Origin of the sequence: Butyrivibrio sp. INlla21 (assembly GCF_900116875.1) — a bacterium.
Classification (GTDB): Bacteria; Bacillota; Clostridia; order Lachnospirales; family Lachnospiraceae; genus Butyrivibrio.
Genome location: NZ_FPCC01000002.1, coordinates 242,748 through 263,481 on the forward strand (window position 1 = coordinate 242,748; position 20,734 = coordinate 263,481).

32 protein-coding genes are annotated in these 20,734 nt (G+C 40.5%); 30 read left to right on the forward strand and 2 right to left on the reverse strand.

Annotation, left to right across the window (positions count from 1 at the left end; translation table 11 throughout):
• Positions 1-6: 6 nt before the first annotated feature.
• Complete coding sequence (locus BM377_RS01325) at positions 7-2,460, reverse strand: RNA dependent RNA polymerase (RefSeq protein ID WP_092242562.1); 2,454 nt, start codon at positions 2,458-2,460, stop codon at positions 7-9.
• 586 nt (positions 2,461-3,046) lie between these two features.
• Positions 3,047-4,279 (reverse strand): DEAD/DEAH box helicase family protein, encoded by a 1,233-nt coding sequence (locus BM377_RS01330; protein WP_092242573.1) that lies wholly within the window; start codon positions 4,277-4,279, stop codon positions 3,047-3,049.
• A 925-nt stretch (positions 4,280-5,204) separates the two neighbouring features.
• On the opposite strand from BM377_RS01330, the gene BM377_RS01335 reads away from it, so the two are divergent.
• The 30 genes from BM377_RS01335 to BM377_RS01455 all read left to right on the forward strand — a co-directional run bounded on the left by BM377_RS01335 (position 5,205) and on the right by BM377_RS01455 (position 20,722).
• Positions 5,205-5,912, forward strand: coding sequence for a hypothetical protein (locus BM377_RS01335; protein ID WP_092242577.1), 708 nt, complete (start codon positions 5,205-5,207; stop codon positions 5,910-5,912).
• A gap of 828 nt (positions 5,913-6,740) precedes the next feature.
• Positions 6,741-7,505: a hypothetical protein gene (locus tag BM377_RS01340; protein ID WP_092242580.1), complete on the forward strand. Its 765-nt coding sequence runs from the start codon at positions 6,741-6,743 to the stop codon at positions 7,503-7,505.
• 717 nt (positions 7,506-8,222) lie between these two features.
• Complete coding sequence (locus BM377_RS01345; RefSeq protein ID WP_092242583.1) at positions 8,223-8,462, forward strand: hypothetical protein; 240 nt, start codon at positions 8,223-8,225, stop codon at positions 8,460-8,462.
• Positions 8,455-8,811 (forward strand): hypothetical protein, encoded by a 357-nt coding sequence (locus tag BM377_RS01350; protein WP_092242586.1) that lies wholly within the window; start codon positions 8,455-8,457, stop codon positions 8,809-8,811. The genes BM377_RS01345 and BM377_RS01350 overlap by 8 nt, the downstream gene beginning before the upstream one ends.
• A 112-nt stretch (positions 8,812-8,923) precedes the next feature.
• Positions 8,924-9,121, forward strand: a complete 198-nt coding sequence (locus tag BM377_RS01355) for a hypothetical protein (protein ID WP_143104443.1) — start codon at positions 8,924-8,926, stop codon at positions 9,119-9,121.
• A 16-nt stretch (positions 9,122-9,137) separates the two neighbouring features.
• Positions 9,138-9,344, forward strand: coding sequence for a hypothetical protein (locus tag BM377_RS01360; RefSeq protein WP_143104444.1), 207 nt, complete (start codon positions 9,138-9,140; stop codon positions 9,342-9,344).
• Between the two features lie 13 nt (positions 9,345-9,357).
• The gene (locus BM377_RS01365) at positions 9,358-9,660 is read left to right on the forward strand and encodes a hypothetical protein (protein ID WP_092242596.1); all 303 of its coding nucleotides are present in this window, start codon (positions 9,358-9,360) and stop codon (positions 9,658-9,660) included.
• A 13-nt stretch (positions 9,661-9,673) separates the two neighbouring features.
• Positions 9,674-9,820 carry a hypothetical protein gene (locus tag BM377_RS16225; RefSeq protein WP_177223759.1) on the forward strand — a complete coding sequence of 49 codons (147 nt, stop codon included), beginning with the start codon at positions 9,674-9,676 and terminating at the stop codon, positions 9,818-9,820.
• A gap of 71 nt (positions 9,821-9,891) precedes the next feature.
• On the forward strand, positions 9,892-10,707 hold the full coding sequence (locus BM377_RS01370) for a DUF5688 family protein (RefSeq protein WP_092242600.1): 816 nt from the start codon (positions 9,892-9,894) through the stop codon (positions 10,705-10,707).
• A gap of 17 nt (positions 10,708-10,724) precedes the next feature.
• Positions 10,725-10,877 carry a hypothetical protein gene (locus BM377_RS16230; RefSeq protein ID WP_177223760.1) on the forward strand — a complete coding sequence of 51 codons (153 nt, stop codon included), beginning with the start codon at positions 10,725-10,727 and terminating at the stop codon, positions 10,875-10,877.
• Positions 10,878-10,896: 19 nt separating this feature from the next.
• A complete protein-coding gene (locus BM377_RS01375) occupies positions 10,897-11,232 on the forward strand; it encodes a hypothetical protein (protein ID WP_092242603.1) in 336 nt (111 codons plus the stop codon).
• Positions 11,229-11,363: a hypothetical protein gene (locus BM377_RS16610; protein ID WP_278289927.1), complete on the forward strand. Its 135-nt coding sequence runs from the start codon at positions 11,229-11,231 to the stop codon at positions 11,361-11,363. The genes BM377_RS01375 and BM377_RS16610 overlap by 4 nt, the downstream gene beginning before the upstream one ends.
• A 16-nt stretch (positions 11,364-11,379) precedes the next feature.
• Positions 11,380-11,826, forward strand: coding sequence for a hypothetical protein (locus tag BM377_RS01380; RefSeq protein WP_092242605.1), 447 nt, complete (start codon positions 11,380-11,382; stop codon positions 11,824-11,826).
• Positions 11,817-12,116, forward strand: a complete 300-nt coding sequence (locus BM377_RS01385; RefSeq protein WP_092242606.1) for a hypothetical protein — start codon at positions 11,817-11,819, stop codon at positions 12,114-12,116. The genes BM377_RS01380 and BM377_RS01385 overlap by 10 nt, the downstream gene beginning before the upstream one ends.
• A 17-nt stretch (positions 12,117-12,133) precedes the next feature.
• A complete protein-coding gene (locus tag BM377_RS01390) occupies positions 12,134-12,376 on the forward strand; it encodes a hypothetical protein (protein WP_092242607.1) in 243 nt (80 codons plus the stop codon).
• 1 nt (position 12,377) lies between these two features.
• Complete coding sequence (locus tag BM377_RS01395; RefSeq protein ID WP_092242610.1) at positions 12,378-13,169, forward strand: HNH endonuclease; 792 nt, start codon at positions 12,378-12,380, stop codon at positions 13,167-13,169.
• The gene (locus BM377_RS01400; protein ID WP_092242613.1) at positions 13,162-13,575 is read left to right on the forward strand and encodes a hypothetical protein; all 414 of its coding nucleotides are present in this window, start codon (positions 13,162-13,164) and stop codon (positions 13,573-13,575) included. The genes BM377_RS01395 and BM377_RS01400 overlap by 8 nt, the downstream gene beginning before the upstream one ends.
• A 54-nt stretch (positions 13,576-13,629) precedes the next feature.
• Positions 13,630-14,403 (forward strand): PC4/YdbC family ssDNA-binding protein, encoded by a 774-nt coding sequence (locus tag BM377_RS01405; protein WP_092242616.1) that lies wholly within the window; start codon positions 13,630-13,632, stop codon positions 14,401-14,403.
• Between the two features lie 76 nt (positions 14,404-14,479).
• Positions 14,480-14,641, forward strand: coding sequence for a hypothetical protein (locus BM377_RS16235; protein WP_177223761.1), 162 nt, complete (start codon positions 14,480-14,482; stop codon positions 14,639-14,641).
• A 17-nt stretch (positions 14,642-14,658) separates the two neighbouring features.
• Positions 14,659-15,474, forward strand: coding sequence for a hypothetical protein (locus BM377_RS01410; protein WP_092242617.1), 816 nt, complete (start codon positions 14,659-14,661; stop codon positions 15,472-15,474).
• A gap of 11 nt (positions 15,475-15,485) precedes the next feature.
• Entirely contained in the window at positions 15,486-17,051 is a 1,566-nt protein-coding gene (locus BM377_RS01415) for a PcfJ domain-containing protein (RefSeq protein ID WP_092242619.1), read from the forward strand.
• On the forward strand, positions 17,051-17,359 hold the full coding sequence (locus BM377_RS01420; RefSeq protein ID WP_092242620.1) for a DUF7666 domain-containing protein: 309 nt from the start codon (positions 17,051-17,053) through the stop codon (positions 17,357-17,359). The genes BM377_RS01415 and BM377_RS01420 overlap by 1 nt, the downstream gene beginning before the upstream one ends.
• A gap of 1 nt (position 17,360) precedes the next feature.
• Entirely contained in the window at positions 17,361-17,795 is a 435-nt protein-coding gene (locus BM377_RS01425) for a hypothetical protein (RefSeq protein WP_092242621.1), read from the forward strand.
• Positions 17,796-17,809: 14 nt separating this feature from the next.
• Positions 17,810-18,010 (forward strand): type II toxin-antitoxin system HicA family toxin, encoded by a 201-nt coding sequence (locus BM377_RS16760; RefSeq protein ID WP_092242629.1) that lies wholly within the window; start codon positions 17,810-17,812, stop codon positions 18,008-18,010.
• Positions 18,007-18,282 (forward strand): hypothetical protein, encoded by a 276-nt coding sequence (locus tag BM377_RS01435; protein WP_092242632.1) that lies wholly within the window; start codon positions 18,007-18,009, stop codon positions 18,280-18,282. The genes BM377_RS16760 and BM377_RS01435 overlap by 4 nt, the downstream gene beginning before the upstream one ends.
• A gap of 50 nt (positions 18,283-18,332) precedes the next feature.
• Positions 18,333-19,034, forward strand: coding sequence for a GP88 family protein (locus BM377_RS01440; protein WP_092242633.1), 702 nt, complete (start codon positions 18,333-18,335; stop codon positions 19,032-19,034).
• 16 nt (positions 19,035-19,050) lie between these two features.
• Positions 19,051-19,620 (forward strand): hypothetical protein, encoded by a 570-nt coding sequence (locus BM377_RS01445; protein ID WP_092242634.1) that lies wholly within the window; start codon positions 19,051-19,053, stop codon positions 19,618-19,620.
• 13 nt (positions 19,621-19,633) lie between these two features.
• Positions 19,634-20,296, forward strand: a complete 663-nt coding sequence (locus BM377_RS01450; protein ID WP_092242637.1) for a DUF1281 family ferredoxin-like fold protein — start codon at positions 19,634-19,636, stop codon at positions 20,294-20,296.
• A gap of 10 nt (positions 20,297-20,306) precedes the next feature.
• Complete coding sequence (locus BM377_RS16240; protein WP_177223762.1) at positions 20,307-20,459, forward strand: hypothetical protein; 153 nt, start codon at positions 20,307-20,309, stop codon at positions 20,457-20,459.
• A gap of 11 nt (positions 20,460-20,470) precedes the next feature.
• On the forward strand, positions 20,471-20,722 hold the full coding sequence (locus BM377_RS01455) for a hypothetical protein (RefSeq protein ID WP_092242639.1): 252 nt from the start codon (positions 20,471-20,473) through the stop codon (positions 20,720-20,722).
• Positions 20,723-20,734 lie beyond the last annotated feature (12 nt).

Here is a 20,734-nt window from a genome sequence, read left to right on the forward strand (position 1 = left end):
TTATTGCTAGTGCTGCAAATCTTTTACTCGAGTCACAATCATCTCACCAATCACATCCCAACAAAATTGCCTGTTGATTGCATTCCCGTAATAAAGATCAAGTATCACATCGTATCTTTGTTCATCGTTAGGAATGAGCTTTTCGGCCTCTTGTCTATAATATCTTTGCACGAGCTTACGATTATTATTCCCCTGTTCCCGGCTAAGATAGTCTGTGTTTTTCAGATTTTCATGGACCGCTATAGAATACTCATTTGCCAGTTCTTGCATCTTGCCTTTAAGGTCAGAAGAATAAGATACCCCATACTTAAGCAGTTCGTAATCAAACACTGACTCCCTCTTTACCTTGGAGACAATTCCTTTAAACTGGCCTTCTATATACCAACAGATTCTATTCATTGCACACGGTCCCATTCCAAATGGGTTACGAGACTCCTTGTATTCAAGGAACTCTTTATCCGGTTCTATAACTTCGCCGTAAGTTATCTGTTGTGTCTTCTCTGACTCTTTAAGGTATTTGTTATACCTTGCCTTATAATCATCATAGACATAGATCATGAAGTAAGGTTTCTTGTTGGCACATATAGAACGCTGGAAATCATTCTCACATTTATGTAGGTCATACCAGTACTTTGGCATTGGTTCCGCTAAAATTCCCTTAATTTTGTCCAATTCCAGCTGCTGGAAATGCTGCCCTGCAGCGATTCTCCGCTGAAGCTCATCATACTCTGCTGAACCTTTTTCAAAATGGGATTGAGTTTCCATCATCGTAGTAATGCGGTTAGTTATAGTCCCAACTTGATTACCCATTCCGTTCCAATTACTCTTAACAATATCTTCCTCGGTAGGAATAATCTTGGACGCATTATGTTGTATGCATATCAGCGCAGGTAGTTTTCTATATCTCTTTAACAGTATTGGATTGTTCGTAGAGAAATTTATGTCCCCATCAAAATCTTCCCCATTGAGTGCTTGGCACATTGTATCCCAACCATTAAGAATCATTATTCCATCCATGTATTGATACCAATATGCGTGTTCTGGCTGACATACCACCTCGCATCTACGGATATTGTTATGAGAAGTCATTGGGCTTCTAAACACAACTACATCATTTGTATTTTTGTTTGACCAGTAGGAAGAGTATATTTCTCCTGCTTTAAGAAGCCCCTTTAATGGAAGCCCACATACATGTTCCATCAAAATAAAAGGATCTCCAGAGCAAATTTGATAGTTGCCATCCACAAGCAGTTTTCCTATCTTGGCGTTATCTATCTTTTTGCGTATCATCCTATAGACTGAATCAATGATAAATGGATCACCCATCATATAAGGATTCTCATACAAGGCCCTTTGCCAAGTATTGGGTTCCGAGTTGGAAGATATACCAAGGAACCTCAGAGTGGATTCATAATCCCCACACAATGCATCTTTTAGATATTGTACAGTCGGAGCGCAGAGTTCTTCGATATCCTCATCATCAAAATCATAAGACTGCAGATACTGGTAATTAAGTTCTCTTTGGTCATCCAGCTCCCTAGGGGATATCTTAGTTACCGCCCAGGTATATCCATTCTCCTCGGTTAGTCTTATATAATCTTCAATACTGTCATAGGCTTTCCAGAGTTTTAAAGAAGACTCCGTAGTGATCATTTCTATATCTGCGATATTATGCTCATTTCCCCATATATCCGTCACGTTATCCTTGTCATAATAAGTTTCAAAGAACTCCATTATAGGGAATGGGTAGAGCATGCCTTTAAACCAAGCATTTCTAAGACATACACCACCGGGAAGGTAATCAAGGCCAAGGCTTTCAGCCACACGGTACATATAATCCACAGTACATATACTGAATCCATCTGCAGTATTGTTTTCGAGAGACTCATTTTCCACAGGGATTATCTTAGGGTCAGCACTATCTAAAGGGCAGTCTATGTTAATAACATCTTCGGAAATATGCGTTATACAGTCTGGGACCACAAGAATACCTTTAGGACTGCAGATAGGCTGAGAAGCAGAACAGGAGAGTGACTTATAAGCCTCAAGCTTTGACGGGATAATAGGGATAGCTTTTCTTCCACAATCACAGCGTCTATTAAGTTCATCCAATACCTCAACATTCACAAACATCAGTGTATTATGCTTAAGGCCATTAGGGGTCCCAACAAAGCGTTTAAAGAGAATGCCATTGACCTTTACACCCTTAGATGTTATACGCTTGAAGTCAGCCTTATTTTCAACTTCTGGGACAAAGATATACTGAGAAAAGTCTATCTCGCTTATGGGTCTGTCTAGTATCTGGGATATAAGACGAAACTCTTGGGCTTCAAAGAGGGAGACTATCTCTCCGCAGAGGAAAGCGTCACGCTTAGAAATCTTCAGGTCCCAATTATAGTACCTAAGCTTCTTAGTATTGATTTTAAAGATGTCATACTGGGGAACTTTTATGCCTGCCATAGAAACCTCTCAAGATTTTTGTAATAAAAAGTGGTACATGTTGGACTTGCACCAACGATTCCCGGGGTGAATGGTGGAATATAAGGGAATCCCATTATGGTGTACCTAAGGCTATTGCCTTTAATAAGGGGCATCCAAGCCGGGAGGACGCCCCACATACTTGCGACTCGGCGTAAGCATGCAATGAACGCCGTGTCCGTACCATCAGCAGGTACATCGCTGTACAGACGCAACCTCAAAATATTTAACGGAGTTACTAGTGATGTAAAAAGATTTTCAAAATAAAATCAGTAGTTACGTTTGGCTGTCTGTACTCAGCCGGCCAGACGTTAGTGCCTGTGACTGCCTATACGCTGGGTAGTTGGTTTGTGAAACCTGAGACTTGTAGGTATATAGGCTTACCCTAGATCCTGTGAGAGGAATCGAACCTCCGCTTCCAACACATCCCTTGCGGGAGAGCTATATGATGCACAGGAAACATTAAGTAGGAGAACTTACTATGACACTGTTCATAGTCATATTATAACCATAAACTTTAAATAATGCAAGTGTAGAAAACACATTTTATACATTTCCTGAGATGCAATTACCCCCATTCAACATCAATCTCATCGTCAAGCCATCGTTCAAATAGATTCCTCATCCTACTACTAGGGATATATAGTTTTATTGGCTTACCATCTCTTATTGCAGAACGCCATACCCACTGTATAAGAGATGAGAGAGCATACATATCACCATCAACAGTTATTCCATTTCCTTCAAAGAACTGCTTGATAACCGGGTTGATAAATGTATTTATCATATATGCTAGATTATTCTTGTTCTTATATAGGTTTGTCGCCTTGGCGTTACAGGAAAGAAAACCTTTTGCATACCCTTTACCTTTTAAGCTTTCTTGGTCATCTATAAAGCAGGTCCATAAAGCATAATCGGATCCACCTTCAGCATAATGCTTAAAGAAAGTAACAAGCTTCTTTCTGACAATATCTATATCATCTTGGTGCTTTTCATCGTTATACCATGTACTTGACAGTGCATAGTAATCATCACCTATGCTGTTCATTCTTTCCCCATCCACAATGCTGACAAGACTTTTATTTTGTGAAGGACTGCCATACTCTTGTCTGTCCGGAGTTAATTGATAATTATCAAGGTTATTTCCCTTCACATACCATCTATCATATTCTAGGCCGTGGAAATCATAATAATACTTCTGAAGCTGTCCTTGAAACATATAGGTCAATATAAAGCTTTCTTTAAAAGCACTGAAGATGTCTATCGAGAATTGCCACAACATAGTAGTCTGGCCATACACATAAAGGCAATTCATGTCACACAGTCCTTTTTCTCTTAGAAACTTATTGCCATTATACCCAGCTTTATCTTCTCTCCACTTAAGCATACAGTTGTCTACAGTTACAAACTTCTCTAATAATACCTTTAGATCATCAGGCTTTAACTCATCGTAAATTTCTGCAACATCAGTTACCTCATCCAAGATAAGAATATAATTGTATCTTTTGCAAAACTCTATCATCTCCTCATCAAATAATCTGAACAGAGCATGAGTGGTAACAATGTTCCTCTTACTTTTAAACAACCTCTTTATTCCATTCTTCTTTGTTATGACTTTTGTATTCTTAGAGTATTCAGCTTCCGGTTGGCAAAACTTCTTTTCAGGACATGACTTTATTATCCTTTGCAATTCAGTCTTGTATGGTGTCACAAACAAAAATCTTTCATCATGACTATTCATATAGTTTATTGCTGCATTTGTCTTCCCTTGCCCAGTTGGTGCATCTACTACATGGATCATCAATCTCCCTCCAATACTTTTAATTTTTTCTAGCATGAACATCATATCATCTATTGTTAATTATGTCTACTTATGGTGTTGATAATAGTATACAAAATCCCTCCACGTTCAGTAACCATGCATGTTTTAGGCTTTTGAAGTTACGTTTTCATCCCTCCACGTTTTATGGGTTTTCAAAAAAATTTTTTCTTTCAAATCCACTCTGGCTCTGGCTTTCAGCGTTTTGTCTACCTGTTTTTCATTTCTCGGTAAACACCCTCAAACATAGATGAATACTGGCTTTGAAGCATTTTTGCTTAAAATACCCAAAAAATACAAAAGTAGACAAACTGATTTTTTTTTGGCTTAACCATGCGGGTTTGAAGGGGGTGTCCCTTTAAAGAAAAGGGTATTAAAAAGTAGACAAAATATTTATGGGGTCTTTTTCTCTTTAATTCTCTCCGACATTCGCTGTAATGATGCTCATGTCTCACCTATCCCTCTACTCCGCTTACACGGCAAGCTCCGCAGCCGTTGTCACTGTTTCCTTCAGAAACACTGACGTTTTAATCTGTTTATTATAATATCTATTTATGTCTTGTTATTTTTTTATAATCTATCCTTATATCCCTCTTTCTCTATATATCTTCGATTTTCTCTTCGATTCTCTCTTTCTCTCTTTATTTCACTATTTATGCTATGTTTACTAATCTGTGTTTTTGGGTATTGTTCTGCTTTTGAACTCTGTGTGTGAGTGAAGTAGCTTAACCGGAGATCCAGAAAAATCCAGGGTTTACGCTAAAAATACCCCCTATAGGGTATACAAACTATAATTTGCAATTGATAGTCGGCGGTATAATGAACGTGTAAACAATAACCGACTAGCCATTCAATCAATCAATCAATCAATCACGGCTAGTCAAATTATGAAAGTGAGGTATTTACTATGAGTAAAAGCACAACAACCGCAACCATTAACATTAACACTAGCAACCATGATAACAATTTATTGTTACCCAAAACGCCGATTAATAGCGTATTTTCACCGACTTTTAACGACGTAAAGATGTATGACAGTATGATTGATACTATCGTATATAACGATATTCACGGCAAAATTGCACGTCATTGCCTAAACAAGCTATATAGCAAGGGTAACATGAATGCCTATGAAATATTGACGCATGGCACGGCAATTATTGACATTGACGATGTAAGGAGTGAAATTTTAGTCGCTATCATCGAAAATATTGACGATATAGCAATAATTGACGGAGTATTGACTATTACTAGCGATAACGCAATAAAAGCCGTTTATGGTGCTTGTAGTCGGTTTATGTATCAGTTCATGCAAAAACACTATAAACATGTTTATACAGTGATTGACGGTCAAGAGATAGATATATTTAATGTAAAGGCGCTAGCAAGCTATGCAGACTTTGACGATATAGAGTCTATGTCATTGTATCAATCGTTTTTATCGGTCGTTATGTCGGTATATCCTAAGGATTATAAACGCATTGAAACTATAGTAAAAATGCGTATAAACGGCGCAACGTTTACAGAATGCGCTAAAAAGTTACATTGTAACGTATCAACCATTACACGCCTGCAATCTAAAATATCGGAATGCGCTAAAATGCTATATCGCTAACCTATAGCGCTTTAAAAAGCCCGTTTTTACGGGCTTTTTTTAGTGCTCAAAAATTTTTTTATTTTTTTTCAAAAAAAGTGCAAAAAATTAGAGTGCTAATTGCGTATATAGTGTAGGAAAGTTTTTTCCGCTTGTTTTTTCGGTGGAAAAAACCTTGGCAGAAAGTCGGCGATGACCTCCAAGCATTTCCTATGGCATGACTATGTCACGTCTTAACAGGAATAAGCGATTGAAAGTACCACATCACGTCATGTGAGGATCCTGGGCTGAAACACGGCGATGTGCTCCCAGACCACACGTTACGTCATGAGGATACGTGCTTAACACGAGTGAGGAATGAGCTACCTCACATAATGCCTGAGCTTTAAGGCTGGGATGGACGGTACGTGGGTGCATGATATGACGGCATGGCAATGTGGCAACTCGATTGTGTAGGTCTTGAGATGTGAATAGTTCCGCTCACGGGGATATGCGATACGTGAGGTTTGTGGTTCATCCACACGCAAGGTGATGACAAGGATGTCGATGGGATTGCGTAAGTTTCCCGCACACCCGTTAGGTGACTGCCTAACCATGTTCGCTAGGTAATGAGTTGAAGCGATTGCACTTGTGAGTATTGACGTGACGGTAGCAGAAAGTCGGCGATGACCTCTACCGTGACGTTTTATTTGCGTAGGGTCTGGCAGAAAGTCGGCGATGACCTCCAAGATCCTACGCACTATATGAGTACATGACGTTGGGTCGTGTATTGATATAGGCTCACAAATGCAAGAGCCTACTGTGTGGCATAGTGTCACGCAGCAGTAAAAGCCAAAAGGAGAATGAATTATGGCAAAGACAAAGAAAGTTTACAACTTCAACGCAATGAGACCCGCTATCGTTATCGCACATAACACCGGTAACAGAAAGGCTATCAACAAGGACCTCATAGATGGTGCCGGAATTGATAACAACTACTTCATCCAGTGGCAGACAGACGTAAAGAAGTTGCAGGAGACAGTATGGAATTACGTTCGCCTCAAGAAGAATAGTCGGTTTGATAAGACTATCACAGAGGATGCGCTCTATGCTGCACGTAACCTCATCTATCCCAAGTGGAAAGAGATACTGTCATGTGGTGAGACCAACAAGACAACAAGAGAACTCCACGTTGCAGAGAGTGACGTTGAAGACCTTATCGGATTTGTGTGGGATTTCATGGCAACAACCAATGGAACCGCTGAGGTGCAGGTATCTGACCCTGCATTCCGTAAGAAAGTAGAGTCATTGCTTGGATGTGCAATTGCTAAAAATGCCGTACTTGAGGATGGTGAGAGGGATACCCTGTCAGCATACTACAAGGCTCAGCGTAATATTCAGAATGCTATTGACAGGCTTGCTGAAATTAAGACTGAGCGTCAGGCATGGAACAAGAGAAAGGCAGAACTTCCTGAAACGGAAAAGGCATTCGCTGTGTACATTGATGCACAGATTAAGGCTCTTGACGAGGAAGAGTCAGCCGTTAAGGAAGCAAAGGCAAAGGCAGAGGCTGACCAGAAGAAAGTATCAGCTGACGCCAAGGCAATCGAACTCAAGATCAAGCTCGCAAAGTAAGGCAAACGTCCTAGGCATGACGCTAAACTGCCTCCCCGTCTTACGGTGAAAGTCCGTAACTGATGAGCCTAAGCGAAACGGGGCTTAGTTGACGCATGAAACAACTTAAAACTGCATGCGATTTATGTAAGGGAGACCAGACTTCCTTAAACAAAGGCAAAGCACCGAGGTAGCGGTGACCGACGGGTCCGTACAGAGGTGAGGAGCTAGGGAAACGCCTAGCGTGTAGGTGCTTAGCAAAAGGAAAGCGAGGTACAAAAGGATTAGGCATCGTGTACAAGCGCCAAACGAGATGAGGCGCTATGACATAAATCTATTCTCAAAGCCTCTCTGCGGTTGGGAAAAAGAAACCGTAGTCATGTTATCCAACGCATGAAACATGCCACTTGGCATAGTTGGTCGCTAAGGCAAAAGCGCAAACACCGCTTAGGTTTGGTACACCTAAGGCAAAACAGCTCCAGAGCGCATACCAAAACGCTCTTAAAGCAAACGGCTCTTGCAAACAATGAGGGAGTGCACACCTCTGGATAACAAGAGTCACACACTAAAAGAAATGGAGCTTTTGGCACCAGAGGGAAAGCCTCTTCTCGTCATAGGGAAATGGTGCATTAGGCAGTTTACTGCCATGGCACAAGGCAAATTGGCTCACGCTGTTCATTTTCCTATATGGGGATGGGCGGCGCGATTACGTTGTGGTATCATGGAAAGGAGGTCTGTATGGGCAAAGCACTCATAATGCCACTCACGGTTGCTGACGGAATATCACTGAGCTATGCTAGGGAATTTGCAAAGGCAAATGGCAATCGGAGAGTTACGCCATATGAAGCAACAAAGGTCTTGTATGGTAGACGGAACAAAAGAAAGGAGGGTGAAGCTTTGCGTGTGTTATGGGCGTGTGTCAGCTTTGACATGGCAACGTATGACTCACATGCAAAGGAATTTATTGTGTATGGATGATAAGGAACTACTTGAGTTTCTTGCTAACCAAGAAGGAGATAGGGTGTTCCCACCTTACGTCGTAAGGAAAAAGGAATACGCTATGTATGAGCAGGCTATTGCTACGCTAGACAAACTCGTCGAGCAAGGCAAACTAACTTACACTGCGACGCCTCTGAACGAGAATTTTGTTATTCATGCGATTGAGATTGAATGGATCCCCGATGAATATGACTACGTAAGCCTAGGCGAAAGGGAAACGATGGAAGCTGTCGCGAGCCTTTTCTCCGGTTTCTCAGAGTTCCTGTTTGAGCGAGATACTCCAATGAAATGGCTGTTTACAACTAACATTTATTGTTCTAAAATTTAATTGCCTCATTCATGAGGTTATTGTTTACCGCACGCCTCTAAGCGATACGAGGGCAGTCCTGAGCATGACTAAAACTGCTCTTTTTTGTTGCGTAAAAGAAAGGAGTGGCGTTATGTATAGACAATATGAGGACCCAAGGGAACTCGAAAAGGAGCTTGCAGAACTCAGAGGGAAATACCAGGAATTATCGTATATATTGGATTATCACAATACCGCTGAGTTGCAGGAGCAATTATATTACCTGCATGATAAAATCGCAGAGTTAGAAGAGAGAGTCAACTTCGCATGGCAAGATGAGGAGTTTGGATAAGAAAGGAAAGCTGCCTATGATATTTGGAAGTAAAGATTCAGTACTCCGCAAAGGATATAACTATGACGCGGGAGTAACAGTAGTAGAACAGAAACGAAACGACGGAAGTATATTTACTACAGTCTACATAGCTTGCGGACCAATCATGCACGGGAATGGGAAAACGTTTGAAGAGCTGTGCAAGGAATGTAACGTTGAAGCGATAAAAGATTTAAGGAATTGAAAGGAGAAATAATATGATAACTGCTTTATTAACGGCATTTACACTTGCAAACACATATCCAAGAGCAATGGAAATCGTCGAAATAGACAACATAACGGATACCGCAGTATGTGTTGACGCAGTAGGAATGGAATGGGAATTTGAAGGACCGGAAGATCTTGAGGTAGGCGATTTGATTATCTGCACCATGTACGACAATGGCACAAGGGAAACCATCTCAGATGACGAGATTGTAGATGTTTACTGGAGTGGATACTACTTTGAGAAGAATAAGTTTAAGAGCATAGGTGGAAAGGAAATAACCATGCAAGCATAAAGAAGGTGATGAAATGGAAAAAGAAATCATGAAGGCGATAGTTACACACGACATTGAGGCCTTGCGCGTCATATTTGCTGATGTAGTAAAGGGAAATGCAAGCGTAAAGGCAGACCTGCTGAGTATGGTAGGTGTATTTATTAAAAATAATAGTCTGTGACTATTGTTTTATATAACTTAATATGGTACAGTGCAAATAATTAACAGTTAAAGAAAAAGGAGAACAAAATTATGAACATGACATTTGCAGAAGAAATCAGAGATAGGGTTGCTATGGAACTTGAGGGAAAGACAGTGGTGCTCAGAGAAGTGGAAAAGGAAAATGGAGTGAAGAGAAATGGTCTTGAAATTCGGTCAGAGGGAAGCAACATTGCGCCTATGATTTATTTCTCAGAGGACAGAACCGTAGATGAGAATGTTGACATGATAATCAGGGCATACAAAGGGTCAGGAACACCAAGCTTTGACGGAAGTTGGTTCTTAGATTATGAGAATGTAAAGACAAAACTATCTGTAATGCTTACATCTAAGCCTAGAAAAGGACTTTCTAAGAGAAAGGCAAAGGGATTTGACGACCTTTACATGCATGCATACGTCATCGTAGATGATGTAGGTTTTGGCAGGGGAACTATAAAAATAACTGATGAGCACGTAAAGAAGTGGGGTATCACAAACGCAAAGCTATTCGCTGATGCGATTAAGTCAGCCAAGGTTATTACTCCGTCAAAGAGAATGAGCATGATGGATGCTCTTGCAGGATTTGGCGCACCAATATCAGATCTAGAACCCCCTATGACTATTGTGACTAATGACCAGAAAACGCTTGGAGCAGCAGCAATTCTCTATACAGACGTAAAAGAAAACACATATATGTTACCGTCCTCACTACATGAGGTTATTCTCATCAACGGAAACTCATTCTCAGGTATGGAGGGAGAGTTAAATGAGATGGTATCATCTGTAAACTCAGAGGTTCTTGCGCCCGAGGATTTCCTCAGCAACCATGCTTACAGATACAACGGAAAGAAGTGGGAGAACGTAGTTTAAGCGAAAGGAGAATGTGTATGGTAAAGACAGAATTGTGGGAAATGGTAGAAAGGGAACGCAGAGCGTTAGACTACATCGAGTATTGCGAAACTAGGCGGTTCTTAAAGAAATGCACGATGTTCGTAGCTGGAATGGGCTTAGCATTCGTAATACTTGTACTAATTAACTGAAAGGAGAATGAGATGAAATATGTTAACTGAGAGCGGTGAAATAATAAGAACATGGAAAACTGAGTTCCCAGACTATGACGGAGAGTTCCATCGCCCAAAGGGATGGGAAGATAATTCATGGCACAATGATGTATGTCCTCACATTTCAAGATACGTTGAACATCCAGACCTTGAGATTGAGGTAAACGTATGGCAAGACTACGTAAACCCAGATAAAAGGGAATACGGCGGTGAATATGAGCGTTATATTTTTGAGGTGCGTGTTCACAATCACGATTATGATTACACCGTAATGTTTTACAGAACAGATGATTGGAGTGAGATTGAAAGACTCATGGGAGTAGTAGGGATATGAACGAGCAGTGGAGAGATGCAACACTATTGGACATTATCAGATTTGTGATTAGAAATCCTGAGTATAGCTTAAACATAAACGACGGAGAGTTTCACGTTGACAGACAAGAGTCTAATTACACAAAAGTGTAAAAGAAAGGGGTGTAATATGAGTTCATTTTATGTAGGAACGGAAAGTTTATCTATGATAACTGACGTTATAAGTAGGTATTTGCTAGTAGGATTTGATGCCTTTGGTTTTGAGTTTCCAAATGAAATAGAGATACTATTTCGCGGAGAGTCAGACGAAAGGATCTTTAAGGGACTTGCAGGAACTAACTTGAGCGCACTCGAAGCGAGATACGGACAGAAGGGTGCTGCTGAGATGTATGACGGGAAAGATTATGAGGAAGGTCATGACATATGGAAGTCTGGCGGTGGCGTTCAGACTTGGCATTATCAGCTGCTTAAATCACTGCATTGTTACCTGTATCAGTGTAGTGAAGGAGATGTGAGTGATAGTCCAATCTATGAGGCAATAGAGAAGTTGTCCGAAAGGCTGACTAAATACATCGTATTCCATCTACCGGAATATAAAGAAGCGGAATGGAAATAGATACAAGTGTTTGCAAGATAAAGAAAGGAGATGTGATGGGTAAGGAAATCCTGAGAGAAGAGAAAGCCTTTAACGGAAATCTGTTAAGGCTTGAATACGACCAGTTTGATTTAGGTGCAAAGTACAATATAAGGTATCAGCGTCCTAATGAAAGAGGCTTTAGATTTGATACTGCTTGGCAAACACAAGGCGAGGCAAACAGCTATTTTAATCAGCTCAAGAGCGGTGGCAGGTCAAAAGCAGACGAGGACTATCTCGATTGTCTTTTGATGGGAAATGTAATGGATTAAGAAAGGAGAATAAAAAAATGGATAAGGGAATGACGTTATTACAGTTACAGGATGTTTTAGGTGACAGAATTAAGGTTACTTTGAGAGATGATCTTACACCAGAAGAAAGACAGACAGAGAATGAACAGTCTGTTATCATCACAAACCTTGCAAAGCAGATGATTAACAATGGCGACCTCATCCTCAGAACGGAAAAGCTTGCAGCTCAGACAAAGTCACTTGGAAATTCTGTGGCAATGAAACTTATCTTGGGAGATTGACATGACTAGAGAACAAGAGCAATACATCACTGACAATTTTGGTTTAATGCCAGTTGAAGCTTTGCGCAATCGGTTTAACAAGAAATATGGTACGGATTATAAGGTGTCCGCATTCCACTATCACACAAAAAGACTTGGGTTGAGCAAACATATCGAACATCAGTATACAGCTGAAGAAGATAAGTTTCTAAAGGAAAACTCGCCACTTATGTCAAGGGAAGAACTTACAAGAGAATTTAATTCTAGGTTTGGAACTAGCATCAAGATTAACACAATCAATGTAAGATGCTTGCAAAGAGGTTGGTCAGCTTCAAATGATGGACGTTTTAAACAAGGCGGCGTTCCTTGGCAGAAAACGAAAGGTGGCAGAGAAGAATATGTCAGTAAACTAAAAGGTGGCAATTCAACCAGCTTTAAGAAAGGGCAAGTCCCACACAACACAATGCCTATAGGTGCCGAAAGAATTTCATCTAAAGGTGAATATGTTATAAAAACAGAAAATGGATGGAAGTCCAAGCGACAGCTTGTTTGGGAGAAACACTATGGCGAAATACCCAAAGGAATGAGAGTTGTTTCTGTTATTGGTGATAAGAATGATGCTAACCTTAACAATCTAAGGCTCATTGATAATGACACACAAACACTGTTAATGGCTAACCGATGGCACAAAAGTGGGTCTGATATATTCGATGCTGGAGTTACATACGCAAAGTTGTACCTTCTGTTGAAGGAGCAAATGGGACTAAATTATTGGGATTTTAGAAACAGATTAGAAAGGAGAGACTATGGATAAAGATGTCGGTTTGGAAATTCGGTATAGAGAAAAGGGCATCGTTTCCACAAAACGAGCCGAAGAGAATGCATGGCTTACGGTTGAAGAGTGCGAATGGTTATCTGATAGGCAGGACAGTTTTGAAAAGCAAATCAAGCAAGCTATTGCAGTCTTCAACAGAAAGACAATCCACGATGTAGAGGTATCTTTATATCGTAGTTCGCATGGTGGAGTAAATGAAGTCCGTCTTGCACTTCTGTGTAGAGAGTACGGAGATGAAGAGAATGATGTTTACACTCTTTACAAGTACGATGGAACTGCAACGGATAAGATCAAAGTTTCCAAGGCAAAAGCAATCAAAGAGCTGATAGCTCTGGAAAGGTCGAGCGTTGTGTTATTGCTTGACCAGATTAAGATGTCTGTATGATATAAGGCTAGTAAAAATTAACAATGTAAACAATGAGAAAAGGAGAACAAAGTTATGGCAGAGTTTAAGTATGAAGTAGTTGCAGAGTATGCAGCACAGGAAAACGGACCTATTAAGGTCAGAAGCGTAGCTTTTAACGGAAGAGAACCCAAGATTGACATTAGAAAGTGGACAGAGAAAGACGGCAAAGAGCAGATGGGTAAAGGGCTTACCCTCACAATGGAAGACCTTGTATGGCTCGCAGAAACACTTCCAGAGGTTGTGGCAGGGTTTACTGGAAAGAAGAAAGCCAAGGTTGCAAAGGAAGAGGAAATAGCAGAGGAAGACGAGGAACCTGATGCGGGTCCATCTAAGGCGGTTGAGTTGATGAATTATGTCATTGACTTGGAGAAAAAGAAAGAGCCTGATTGCAAACAACTTCACGGAGTAATGATTGCAGGCGGAAAAACAATAGGTACAAACAGAGATTTTGCAGTAATTCTTAATGGAGAGTATGACCTTGGCAAGGTAGAAACAATTTCTACCCTTGTCACCCAGCTTAATACTCTCACTTCTAACAAAGAAGTAAAGGGATTGTCTATTGGCGAGATCAACAAGTTTAAGGCGGCTTATAAGACGCTTAAGAAAAGCGACAAGGCATATTACAACTTCGGTGAAGGAAAGCCGGTTATCAATGCAAGGTATCTTGGAAAGAGCCTTGAAGCACTTGAAAAAGGCAAAATAAGATATGCCAAGAACGGCATTATGACGGTATCTAATGACGAGGCAACAACGGTAATCATGCCTGTAAGGACAGCCGAAAAGGCAATTGGTCTTATTAAGGTGTAAGGCAATGGGCTGTGGCAACACAGCCCTACACAATCTTCGACAGATTAGTAAATGGGTTTTAAGAAAGGAGTGCATTATGACAGAAACAAAGAGAATTTTAATGGAACGTGATGGGCTTACATCGAAAGAGGCAGATGACATAATCGCTGAGTGCAGAGAAGCACTTGAAGGCGGTGATTATGGAGCGATGCAAGACTATTTAGGACTTGAGGACGATTATATTTTTGACATTCTGTAACAAGAAAGGAGAACAGTATGGGAGTAGTTGATAGCTTATGCAGTCTTCCTGCGGGAGATTGCAACTATACATCAGCACTTGAGCAGGCAACAAAGGCACAGCTTCAGCTTGCAATTCAGATCATGAAGATGAACGCAGACGGTCATCATCAGACAAGAATTGATGCTTGTAAAAGAAAGATCAAGAGCTTTGACGAAAAGAAACGAGTAGAGAAAGCTGAAAAGAAAGTAACTCCAAAGACAACCAAAAGCGCCACAACAACGGTAGCTAAAGCAAAAGAGGTTAAGAAAGAACCTGAAAAGATTGTTGCATTTCCAGGGAAGAAACCGGAGTTCAAACCGCTTGCAAAGTCTAACGAGTCACATACCTACGAGGAATGCGAAAAGAAAATCCTCGCAGAAACCAAGGGCTTCACAGATGAGGACAATCAGTTCGTCATTAAAGGAATACTTAAGAAGTGTAAGGAAGACGCAGACTTTCGGAACAACGTATGCCTTAAGGAAAAGACATATCTTGGCTTTATGGAGTATATGATTAAAGCTGCTGCCGAGGGTTATTGCATTATGATTGGCAAGACAAAAGGCATGCTTACAAAGGAAAAAGCTCTTGACCTTGCTTATGACTACTACAACATGCTTGAGATTATCAAGCCCGAGGAAAAGAAAGAAGTAGCCAAGAAGCTTACCAAGGAAGTCAACAAGATAGCTAAGGAAGTTAAGGCAGAAGAAAAGGAAACGGAACCGGTTCTTATGAGTCTGGATCTTGATGAGAAAACAGAAAACGAAGCTGAAATTGAGGAAGAAGAAACAGGACAACTCAGACTCAGTTTCTGAAAGGAGCAGATATGTACATAAACAAAGCTATGAAAGCCATGCTTGCCGAGTATGGCGAAGCTTATAAGCCAATTGAACAGAAGTATCTTGATTGGGCCTTAAAGGCATCAGCAAGGCATATATATGTAGATCATAATGGCAACGGCTGGTGTACAAAATGTGAGTCAAAGGTAATGCTACCCAAGACAAAACATCTTCAGACCATTGAGTGCCCTAATTGCAAGGCCAAGATGAAATCACTCCATGTATGGAGAAGACATTCTAATCGATTTTCGGGCATTGAGGACACGGTTGATTGGTATGTATTCCCTGAGGTTCTCAATGACCACACGCTTATGCTCAGATATGTCTTGGTTTATAAGGCAGATACAGAACCGGAATATGGAGAGAGGGCAAGATACATTTTAGACTTTAAGAACAAAAAAGAATACACCCTTGAATTTTCATGGAACAAAAAACAATGGGAATATTCTGCCTCTGATTACTTTAGGGAAACAGGCATGGGATATACATACAGACGCTTCTGCTGTTTGCAAGGAGAGTTATACCCACACACCATGAAGAGATTTAACAAGATAGATAATCTTAAGTATATCAAGTTCAACAAGGCAATGTTCTCCAGATGGTATGTTTCATCTGTTGTTATTAACGCAAGCCAAAAGTCTGTTATGTATGAAAAGCTTACAAAGGCAAATCTTTATGGTCTTATTGCAGAGGATCTTGGTTCTTATTCGCATTATTATGATGTCCCTTACGATGACACACAGACAGAGCTTATCAAAGCTCTTGGGCTTAACAGAAACACATATAAGTACCTCAAAAAGAACCAATCTATCAGAGTGCTTAAGTTCTTGAAAGCGAACCCTAACGTAACAGAAAAAGAGTTTGAAACCGCAAAGCTACTTGACTTCTCAAGTGAACTTTCAGAGCTGGTTACAAGCTACAATCTGCACTACGGAAAGACTCTCAAGTATGTTCGCAAGGCATCGGAAGAAAAGAAACTTATCAACTTTGTCAGAGATTACAGAGATTATCTTAATACTCTCGACAAACTTGGTTATCCGCTTGACAGCCAGTACTGCTATCCTACCAACTTCCGCAAGGAAGACGAGAGGGTACAGCAAGAACTTAGAGAGAGAAACGAGCGCAGAAGAAATATGACTAAGAAGGAAATCATTCTTGAAGAGGCTCGCATCGACAGTATCGTCAATAACATTTCCAAGGCCCTTAGGGAAAATGAAGAGTTGAAGCGTTGGATGAAAGGTTCTGACGGTCTTAAGGTAATTGTTCCGGAGTCTGTAGGAGAGCTGACAGATGAGGGCATTAAGCTCCACAACTGTCTGAAGAACTACGCAAAGGAAATCGCAGACAAGCAGTGCCTTATATTCTTTATCCGCAAGCTAAACGATCCGACTCATGCTTACATAGCTATGGAATACAGACACGGAGAGGTAAGACAGCTTAGGTTCGACAAGAACGTTACTGTTACAGATAACAAGATTGTTCAGTTCGCTGATGCTTTGGCTGCTAAGTTAAATCAGCTGAACATCATGAACGAGTTAAGGAGAACAGCGTAATGATTGGGTATAAGTTATTTACTCCAACATGGCAGGCGGTTAGAGGTGACGGAGTATTCCAGTACGAGGTCGGAAAGTCTTATGAGGATGAAAGGGAGCCACAAGCAAGACGTTGTGGCTTCCATTTCTGCAAGAACCTCATGAACTGCTTTAGCTACTACGGAATTGAGGTACATAACCGCATAGCTTTAGTTGATGCTTATGGAAAGATAAGTGAGAGCGGTGATGCTTGTTGTACAAACAAAATTAAAATAGTAAAGGAAATCCCTTGGAAAGATGTTCCGGGAATTCTAGAAAGGCAGGTATGATATGCAGATAATTCAGCTGATGAAAAGAGGTAGTCGTTATCTACTGGCAAGGATCGTGGACGAGGACTCGTTGCACGACGGCTACATTACGACAAATTTCAAGGTCGGAGAAGTATATGAATATGTAGTATGCAGCAACTTTGACGGAAAACAATGGGACGGTGGCAGTTATTTTGGATACAGAACGCTTCAGGGAGCACTTGATTACTTTAACAGAGGATATGCCATCACTTATTCAAGACTGTCAGAGCTTGCTACACGCTTCAAAGACGGACTTTTAGAGGTTGATGAAGACTATGCTATGGAGTGGTTTGAAAACGAGTGTGACATGGAAGTAGAGGAGTATAAGTACTTTGGAATTGAAGTAGAAGAGGAAGAGGAAAAAGAACCGGAATATGACATGAGTGGCATAGATGATGCTTATTACGGTTTCTAAAGAAAGGAGGGCATATGGCAAAAGAATACTCGTACAGAGATTTTCGCACACTGTTACGGCGAAACGGATATGTATTTGACCGCTGTTCTGGCGATCATTGCATATTCACTAACGATGTAAACACAATCAGCGTACCGTACCACGGCAAGAAATTAAACAGAATGATTGCACGTAGGCTTATCAAGGAAAATGGATTAAAGGAGAAAACGCCATGACACAAAAAGAAATTAACAAAACTATACAAGAGTATAAAGACTATCAGCTGATGATCAAGTCAGTTGAACGAGAGATGGACCATCTCAAAGAAAAGCTTATCAAACACATGGAAAATAAAAAACTTGAAGTTATTGAGGTTGATGCAGGCAAGGCAAGCTACAAGCACGTACTTGGTTCTCGATTTGATGCCAAGAGATTTTCCGAGGAAAACAAAAACCTTTACAAGACCTATCAAGTACCTACAGATAATATGAGATTTCAGGTTTCTTAAGGGAGTCATCAAGTGACTCCCTTTTGTATTACAAGAAAGGGAAAAATAAAATGAAAAAGCAATTATCAAAAGAGGCTTACAAAAAGAGGCTTAACGATATTCGGAATGTCAGAAAAGAGATGGCAAAAAGAGATGTTGATAGCCTTCATGTGAAGCTTCAGAGAGGCAATTCAAAGACCGGGGCCAACTGTTACACGGTGTCACTACTTCCGGTTATTGATTGTGCAAACTGTAAGCAGTGCTCAAGAGATTGTTATGACGTTAAGTCAGACATGATTTATAAGACAGTAAAGGAAGACCGTGCAAGAAACTCAGTTATTCATGAGAAAGATCCTCGGAGGTTTTGGAGCGAGATTGGCTTGCAAATTCAAGCAAACTTTGTTGAGTACTTAAGACTTAATGTAGGCGGTGACCTTAATGACGATGATTTCTATTGGGTATCAGCACTTGCAGAAAATAATCCCAAGTGCCACATATTGTTCTTTACCAAGAACTATAGTGGAATAAACAAGTTTCTTAAAAAGGGCTCATTCCCTTCTAATGTCCATCCAATCATGAGTGCATGGAAAGGGATGGAGATAGACAATCCCAATCAACTTCCAGAGAGCCATGTACTTTATGAGAACGGTGAAACAACAGCTCCTGAGTATGGAGCATACTACTGCAAAGGGAATTGCAGCAAGTGCGCTTATGAGGGAAGTGGCTGTTGGAATTTAAAGAAAGGCGAGTCGGTAATATTCAAGTATCACTAATGAAAGGAGATAAGTTATGGCAGTAAAACTTAGCGAGGAGCAGAAGCTCCTCAGAAATCGGTACGAAGAGATCTTGAAAGGATGTTGGTCATCACAGAGGATGATTGACTTCGACATGAAGCAGATAGGCTTGATTGTACCTCTTGACCATGATGACATCTATGTCATTGAAAAGCCAAGCATAGAAACAAGTTTCTGTTTCGGCTACGGAATGTACCTCAGAAGTAACGACGATGATGAAAAGCGTGCATTTGAAATGGAACACCACGCTAGAACAGATCCAAGCTACTTCATAAACGCAAACCTTGAACCACTCAACAGATGGATTGAGGATTTGCAGAGCAATAAATGGGGATGGGGAAAGCGTATCAAGTACAACGGACAGACAAATCCGCACCTTGTTTCCATTGAAGCGTTTAATTCTTGGGAAGAACGTCCTGACTTAACGGTTCTTACGGAAAACGAGATACAGAACCTTGTAGCCGGTTACGAGGAAGTGAAAGCACAGTTTATTAAAAGGCTTAACACTTACCTCAAGAGATACGGACTGTCCAAGTTAAATACATGGACTTATTTGAGAGATTGAAAGGAGATAAGATATGCCAAATTATACATGGAATAGCATTAAAGCAGATAAAGAAGTTATCAAAGCAATTCTGAATACCAAGGGAGAGTTCTCCTTTAACACATTTGTTCCTGTGCCAGAGGAACTTGAGAATACCACGGCAGGCGGTTACGTTGATGAGCTTGTTAGCCTCTACATTCTTGAACATTTCAAGTACAAAGACGTTAGAGAAAAAGCGCAGGAACTATTTAAGGGTTTTAGCACATGTTGTATAGACTTGAGCAAGCCTAAAAAAGAGAACATTGCAGCTCTTAAAGCTAGACTCAACGGCAGGACGGTTGATGTTGTTAAGGATGGATTTGGTGAGGATGCAAAGGTTATCAGAGAGATAACCGGAGAGGAATATTTCAATCTTCAACAGAAATACGGATTCCATAATTGGTATGACTACCACAACGAGAAATGGGGAACGAAATGGGATGCCTTTGAGGTAAATATTGGAGAGGACGAGATACAGTTCACTACGGCTTGGGCTGCTCCATTCCCAATATTTAAGAAGATATGTGCAATGTTCCCCGACAAAAAGATTAAGTTTGAGGCAGAGTATGAAGATAATTACTTTATTGCCGCAGAAAATGATCATGGGGAAATGGTTGTAACAGAGGAACATGGAATGGATTACGAAGAAGCTGAGTGAGGTGATCAATATGTTGTTATGTCAGCAATGCATAGCTGCTATAAAGAGCAGAGGCGAAAAGATTTACGTAGGAAGTGAGTTCAGAGATTTTGAACCCGATGAAGAAGTTAAATGTGAATGGTGCGAGGAAGTAGATACAGTCTACGATTGCATCCAACCTTAAAGGAGAAAAATATGCAGGACAATTTTGTAGCTATAGCAGTTAAAGGAAAAGAGTTCCTTTACAAAAGATCAAGTATGATAGCCGTTCCAAACGGCAGAGCTAATGACGTTGTGGATATATTAAACAAACGTAAGTACCTCATCAAGGAAGGTGAGATATGGCATGTCTATGAGAATGACAGCTACACAAATATGAACATTGGCAAAGAGATTACGCAGGTAAGAAAGAACGGATTTAAAATCCACACTAATTATATTTTTTAAGGAGAAAAGGAC

What these genes read in the sequence shown, in the direction of transcription:
- BM377_RS01335 (WP_092242577.1), top strand. Translation starts at nt 5,205, where the DNA reads ATGAGTAAAAGCACAACAACCGCAACCATTAACATTAACACTAGCAAC.
- BM377_RS16760 (WP_092242629.1), top strand. Translation starts at nt 17,810, where the DNA reads ATGGCAAAAGAATACTCGTACAGAGATTTTCGCACACTGTTACGGCGA.
- BM377_RS01420 (WP_092242620.1), top strand. Translation starts at nt 17,051, where the DNA reads ATGATTGGGTATAAGTTATTTACTCCAACATGGCAGGCGGTTAGAGGT.
- BM377_RS01345 (WP_092242583.1), top strand. Translation starts at nt 8,223, where the DNA reads ATGGGCAAAGCACTCATAATGCCACTCACGGTTGCTGACGGAATATCA.
- BM377_RS01415 (WP_092242619.1), top strand. Translation starts at nt 15,486, where the DNA reads ATGTACATAAACAAAGCTATGAAAGCCATGCTTGCCGAGTATGGCGAA.
- BM377_RS01380 (WP_092242605.1), top strand. Translation starts at nt 11,380, where the DNA reads ATGAGTTCATTTTATGTAGGAACGGAAAGTTTATCTATGATAACTGAC.
- BM377_RS01425 (WP_092242621.1), top strand. Translation starts at nt 17,361, where the DNA reads ATGCAGATAATTCAGCTGATGAAAAGAGGTAGTCGTTATCTACTGGCA.
- BM377_RS01375 (WP_092242603.1), top strand. Translation starts at nt 10,897, where the DNA reads ATGTTAACTGAGAGCGGTGAAATAATAAGAACATGGAAAACTGAGTTC.
- BM377_RS01390 (WP_092242607.1), top strand. Translation starts at nt 12,134, where the DNA reads ATGGATAAGGGAATGACGTTATTACAGTTACAGGATGTTTTAGGTGAC.
- BM377_RS01325 (WP_092242562.1), bottom strand. Translation starts at nt 2,460, where the DNA reads ATGGCAGGCATAAAAGTTCCCCAGTATGACATCTTTAAAATCAATACT.
- BM377_RS01350 (WP_092242586.1), top strand. Translation starts at nt 8,455, where the DNA reads ATGGATGATAAGGAACTACTTGAGTTTCTTGCTAACCAAGAAGGAGAT.
- BM377_RS16230 (WP_177223760.1), top strand. Translation starts at nt 10,725, where the DNA reads ATGGTAAAGACAGAATTGTGGGAAATGGTAGAAAGGGAACGCAGAGCG.
- BM377_RS01405 (WP_092242616.1), top strand. Translation starts at nt 13,630, where the DNA reads ATGGCAGAGTTTAAGTATGAAGTAGTTGCAGAGTATGCAGCACAGGAA.
- BM377_RS16225 (WP_177223759.1), top strand. Translation starts at nt 9,674, where the DNA reads ATGGAAAAAGAAATCATGAAGGCGATAGTTACACACGACATTGAGGCC.
- BM377_RS01330 (WP_092242573.1), bottom strand. Translation starts at nt 4,279, where the DNA reads ATGATCCATGTAGTAGATGCACCAACTGGGCAAGGGAAGACAAATGCA.
- BM377_RS01445 (WP_092242634.1), top strand. Translation starts at nt 19,051, where the DNA reads ATGGCAGTAAAACTTAGCGAGGAGCAGAAGCTCCTCAGAAATCGGTAC.
- BM377_RS01435 (WP_092242632.1), top strand. Translation starts at nt 18,007, where the DNA reads ATGACACAAAAAGAAATTAACAAAACTATACAAGAGTATAAAGACTAT.
- BM377_RS01365 (WP_092242596.1), top strand. Translation starts at nt 9,358, where the DNA reads ATGATAACTGCTTTATTAACGGCATTTACACTTGCAAACACATATCCA.
- BM377_RS01440 (WP_092242633.1), top strand. Translation starts at nt 18,333, where the DNA reads ATGAAAAAGCAATTATCAAAAGAGGCTTACAAAAAGAGGCTTAACGAT.
- BM377_RS01355 (WP_143104443.1), top strand. Translation starts at nt 8,924, where the DNA reads ATGTATAGACAATATGAGGACCCAAGGGAACTCGAAAAGGAGCTTGCA.
- BM377_RS16610 (WP_278289927.1), top strand. Translation starts at nt 11,229, where the DNA reads ATGAACGAGCAGTGGAGAGATGCAACACTATTGGACATTATCAGATTT.
- BM377_RS01400 (WP_092242613.1), top strand. Translation starts at nt 13,162, where the DNA reads ATGGATAAAGATGTCGGTTTGGAAATTCGGTATAGAGAAAAGGGCATC.
- BM377_RS01385 (WP_092242606.1), top strand. Translation starts at nt 11,817, where the DNA reads ATGGAAATAGATACAAGTGTTTGCAAGATAAAGAAAGGAGATGTGATG.
- BM377_RS01450 (WP_092242637.1), top strand. Translation starts at nt 19,634, where the DNA reads ATGCCAAATTATACATGGAATAGCATTAAAGCAGATAAAGAAGTTATC.
- BM377_RS01370 (WP_092242600.1), top strand. Translation starts at nt 9,892, where the DNA reads ATGAACATGACATTTGCAGAAGAAATCAGAGATAGGGTTGCTATGGAA.
- BM377_RS01455 (WP_092242639.1), top strand. Translation starts at nt 20,471, where the DNA reads ATGCAGGACAATTTTGTAGCTATAGCAGTTAAAGGAAAAGAGTTCCTT.
- BM377_RS01340 (WP_092242580.1), top strand. Translation starts at nt 6,741, where the DNA reads ATGGCAAAGACAAAGAAAGTTTACAACTTCAACGCAATGAGACCCGCT.
- BM377_RS16235 (WP_177223761.1), top strand. Translation starts at nt 14,480, where the DNA reads ATGACAGAAACAAAGAGAATTTTAATGGAACGTGATGGGCTTACATCG.
- BM377_RS01360 (WP_143104444.1), top strand. Translation starts at nt 9,138, where the DNA reads ATGATATTTGGAAGTAAAGATTCAGTACTCCGCAAAGGATATAACTAT.
- BM377_RS01410 (WP_092242617.1), top strand. Translation starts at nt 14,659, where the DNA reads ATGGGAGTAGTTGATAGCTTATGCAGTCTTCCTGCGGGAGATTGCAAC.
- BM377_RS16240 (WP_177223762.1), top strand. Translation starts at nt 20,307, where the DNA reads ATGTTGTTATGTCAGCAATGCATAGCTGCTATAAAGAGCAGAGGCGAA.
- BM377_RS01395 (WP_092242610.1), top strand. Translation starts at nt 12,378, where the DNA reads ATGACTAGAGAACAAGAGCAATACATCACTGACAATTTTGGTTTAATG.